A 3885-nucleotide genomic window follows, 5' to 3' on the forward strand; every position below is an offset into this window, starting at 1 on the left:
TCTCGCCGTGGGCGAAGTTGATCATGCCGATGATCCCGTAGACCATCGAGTAGCCGATGGCGATCAACGCATAGATCGCGCCCAGCGTCAGGCCGTTGACCAGCTGCTGGGCGAATTGCGGAAAGAAATCAGTCATGTGCGGGAAACTCCCGTTTGCGCCGTGCCACGCGCCGCCGTCGCCGGATCGCGGCGAGGTTGCGCGCAACGCACGGTATCGTCTCGATGCGCCCACGGCCGCGTGAACGGCCAATATGCAGCCGCCCCGCCCGGATCACGAGCGGGGTGGATGTATCGGGGCGGGTACGCCGGTCAGTTGGAAGCGACGGTCTTGGTCGCGTCCTTGTGCCACGTATAGACGACGAACTTGAACGCCTTCAGGTCGCCCTGCGGGTCGTACGCGACCTTGCCGATCGGCGTGTCGAACGTGTGCTGGTGCATGTACGCGGCGACCTTGGTCGCGTCGGTCGTCTTCGCGCCTGCGATCGCGTCGGCGATGATCTTCACCGCTGCGTACGACGGCATCTGGAACGGACCGTTCGCGTCGCGCTTCTTGTCGGCGAATGCCTTCACGAGCGACGCGTTGGCCGGGTCGGCCGTGAAGTCGGCCGGCAGCGTGACGAGCATGCCTTCCGACGACGGGCCGGCGATCGCCGTCACGTCCTTGTTGCCGACGCCTTCAGGCCCCATGAAGGTGGCCTTCACGCCCTGCTCGCGCGCCTGGCGCATCAGCAGGCCCATTTCCGGGTGGTAGCCGCCGAAGTAGACGAAGTCGACGCCTTGCGACTTCAGCTTCGTGATGATCGCCGAGTAGTCCGAATCGCCGGCATTGATGCCTTCGAACAGCACGACCGGGATCTTCGCGGCTTCGAGGTCCTTCTTCACCGACGACGCGATGCCCTGGCCGTACGACTGCTTGTCGTGCAGCACCGCGACCTTCTTCGGCTTCACGCTGCCGATGATGTACTTCGCGGCGGCCGGGCCTTGCTGGTCGTCGCGGCCGATCGTGCGGAAGATGAAGTGGCGCTTCTTGCCTTCGGTCAGTTGCGGCGCGGTGGCCGACGGCGTGACCATCACGATGCCTTCGTTCTCGTAGATGTCGGACGCGGGAATCGTCGAACCCGAGCACACGTGACCGATCACGTACTTGATCTTCTGGCTGACGATCTTGTTCGCGACCGCGACGGCCTGCTTCGGTTCGCAAGCGTCGTCCATCATCACCACTTCGAACTTGTTGCCGCCCGCACCGCCTGCCGCATTGATCTGCTCGATCGCGGTCAGCGCGCCGGCCTTCACCATGTCGCCATACTGCGCGACCGAACCGCTCATCGGCCCGGCGATGGCGATCTTCACGGTTTCCGCTTGCGCGGTGGCGGCGCCGGCGGCGAACAGCACGGCGGCGACGGAAATGGACGTAAGACGGGACAGCGTCATCTGGAGCTCCTCGATGTTGTTAGTCATACGGGCAAAGGCGGCATGACTTGCGCAATCGAACAGCACCCGGGGCGAGGACATGGAACACGCCCGAGACGCGGAGACGGACCTTGTGCGGAATGAGACTTGTGCGGGGCCCGGCTCTTACCACTCCCGAAGGGAGCGTTTGGTTCGGAAAGACAACGTGATGCGTCTTGCATTGCGCAAGCTTTTCGCCTGCCCCGCTTGCCGAACCGCTCTTCGGATGGATGGTCCGACAGCCGTTGGCAAGGCAGTCGAAATTATATGAGCGTTTTTCAATCGTCTGTCAAAAATGCCGACCAACCAAGGGAAAACACGTAGGACTGTTGAGCGGCACGGTCGCAATCGCAGCGCAACCCGATTTAAAAGGGAACGTTTGCGTGCGGCGCAATCCGGTTGCGATCGCGCGCCGGTTTTCGCCGCCTGTCCTTATCGGACAACGCTTTCGTGCATGCCGCGTGCGCGGCGGCGTGACTTGGTGATTTAAAGGGCCGCATCGCGTGGGCGCGGCGCGTGAACGACGCAGGAAGCAGGCACCATCGTCGTGCATCGCCTCCCTCGGCGAAATCATTCGATTTGCCGACTGATTTCGATACACCGAAAGTGTATTGTTAATTTTGTGAAATAATGCGACTCCCCGGTTTGGTCGCCGCATCCTCCGCAGAGACCGTCACCCTCTCAAACGAGCAGTGGGCGTTACCCTCGCGCAGCAGCGTGTCCAGCCGGCGGCAACGTCTCAGTGCCGCATCGAAGCTGTAGCACTCCCGGAACAGCGTCATCTGCAGCGCACGAGGCTTCGTATCCAGTTGCGACGCAACGTTCTCGAGCGACCACGGATACCACGGCAGCCGGAACATGTTCTGCGCAAGTGCAAGCCCGAAGCCCCTGCCATTGCTCGAGTAAATCGACGTGAGCGTGTCCCAGTCAGGTTCCAGCAACGGGCCTTTCACCGTCAGGCCAAGCTCTAGCCGACCGGCGACCGCACCCGTCTCGTCCGGTGCCATCTGAACGTCGAACAATTCCTCGGGCCGAACAGGGACGTTGCTGCCTCGACAAACCAGTTCTCCGCCGCACGCAGTCGAAAGCTGGAGAATTCCACGTTCGGAATGCCATCTCAGCGGAAACGGAAATCTCAGTGCCTTCAGTTCGACGCCACGCGTCGCAATAAATTGATAGGCCAACACGTCTAGCCAACGCTGTGCGCAAGTTGCCCTTATGCAGTATCCATGTCAGCGACGACCGGTGCCGGGTCGGGCGCGACGGTGCCCCAAGAGCACGTCGTCCATCCGGCTGCGACACGGTCGCCGCAATACGTGGTCCGGGCTCAGGCTCGATAGCCGCCACCGTCACGATCAAGAAGGCGCAGCAACGCGGTCCATTCCCGGTCGAGGTGCACCGTGTCGAGGTACGCATAGTCGTCGTGCTGCCTGGCCGCGTGCTCGCACACTTCCGGCGACGGAATCGTCACCTTTTGTCCGGCAGACAGTGTCGCGACCTGGATCTCGCATGCCTTGTTCAAGTAGTACATGCGCGTGAAGGCTTCAGCCACCGAGCGGCCGGTGGTCAGCAGCCCGTGGTTGCGCAAGATCAGGTAGTCCTTTTCGCCGATCGACCTGACGATGCGCTGCCGCTCATCGAGATCGAGCGAGATGCCTTCGTAGTCGTGGTACGCAACGCGGTTGTAGAACTGCATGCTGATCTGGTTGAGCGGCAGCAGCCCGCATTCCATCGCTGCGACGGCCATGCCGTACGTCGTATGAAGATGCACGACACATTCGACATCGTGCCGCGCTTGATGCAATGCGCTGTGTATCGTGAATCCGGCCGCATTGACTTCGAATCGCTCGTCGCCGATCGGCTTGCCGTTCACGTCGATCTTGACGAGGGACGACGCCGTGATCTCATCGAAGAACCATCCATGCGGGTTGATGAGAAACTGGTCGTTGGTACCCGGCACACGCGCCGAGATGTGCGTGTAGATGAGATCGGTCAGCTCGAACTTGGCGGCCAGGCGGTACGCGGCCGCGAGCTGTATGCGCGTGTCCCATTCCGCTTCGGAAATATTGCGCGGCTTGCGATTGATGTGCGGATCGGTGGTCGAAATCATGACGAATGTTCTCCGTTAAAGACGACAACTGTCGTTGCCGATGACATGTGACGTAGCAGGTGCGAATCCCGACTTCGGGCAAGAGGGGTTTCGCGAGAAAATCAACAATCATAGTTAAGGATTTCTTACGAATTCAGGGACAATCTCGAACAGATCACCGACAAGACCGTAGTCGGCCACGCTGAAGATCGGTGCTTCCGGATCCTTGTTGATCGCGACGATCACCTTCGAATCCTTCATGCCGGCCAGGTGCTGGATCGCACCCGAGATACCGACCGCGATGTACAGCTGCGGCGCGACGATCTTGCCGGTCTGGCCGACCTGGT

4 protein-coding genes and 1 pseudogene are annotated in these 3885 nt (G+C 61.1%); all 5 read right to left on the bottom strand.

All coding sequences use genetic code 11. The features are described from left to right. Positions 1 to 136: pseudogene (locus tag G3N94_RS40240) on the bottom strand (branched-chain amino acid ABC transporter permease LivH); the annotation flags it as partial. A gap of 173 nt (positions 137 to 309) precedes the next feature. Next, positions 310 to 1431 (bottom strand): branched-chain amino acid ABC transporter substrate-binding protein, encoded by a 1122-nt coding sequence (locus tag G3N94_RS40245; protein ID WP_205799744.1) that lies wholly within the window; start codon positions 1429 to 1431, stop codon positions 310 to 312. A gap of 632 nt (positions 1432 to 2063) precedes the next feature. Next, entirely contained in the window at positions 2064 to 2633 is a 570-nt protein-coding gene (locus G3N94_RS40250) for a hypothetical protein (protein WP_205799745.1), read from the bottom strand. Between the two features lie 143 nt (positions 2634 to 2776). Continuing rightward, positions 2777 to 3559, bottom strand: coding sequence for a class II aldolase/adducin family protein (locus G3N94_RS40255; RefSeq protein ID WP_205799746.1), 783 nt, complete (start codon positions 3557 to 3559; stop codon positions 2777 to 2779). 114 nt (positions 3560 to 3673) lie between these two features. Then, positions 3674 to 3885: FAD-binding protein (locus G3N94_RS40260; protein ID WP_205799747.1), on the bottom strand; the 212-nt coding region annotated here is incomplete at its 5' end.

The sequence above is a fragment of the Burkholderia sp. Ac-20353 genome, assembly GCF_017104785.1.
Taxonomy (GTDB): domain Bacteria; phylum Pseudomonadota; class Gammaproteobacteria; order Burkholderiales; family Burkholderiaceae; genus Burkholderia.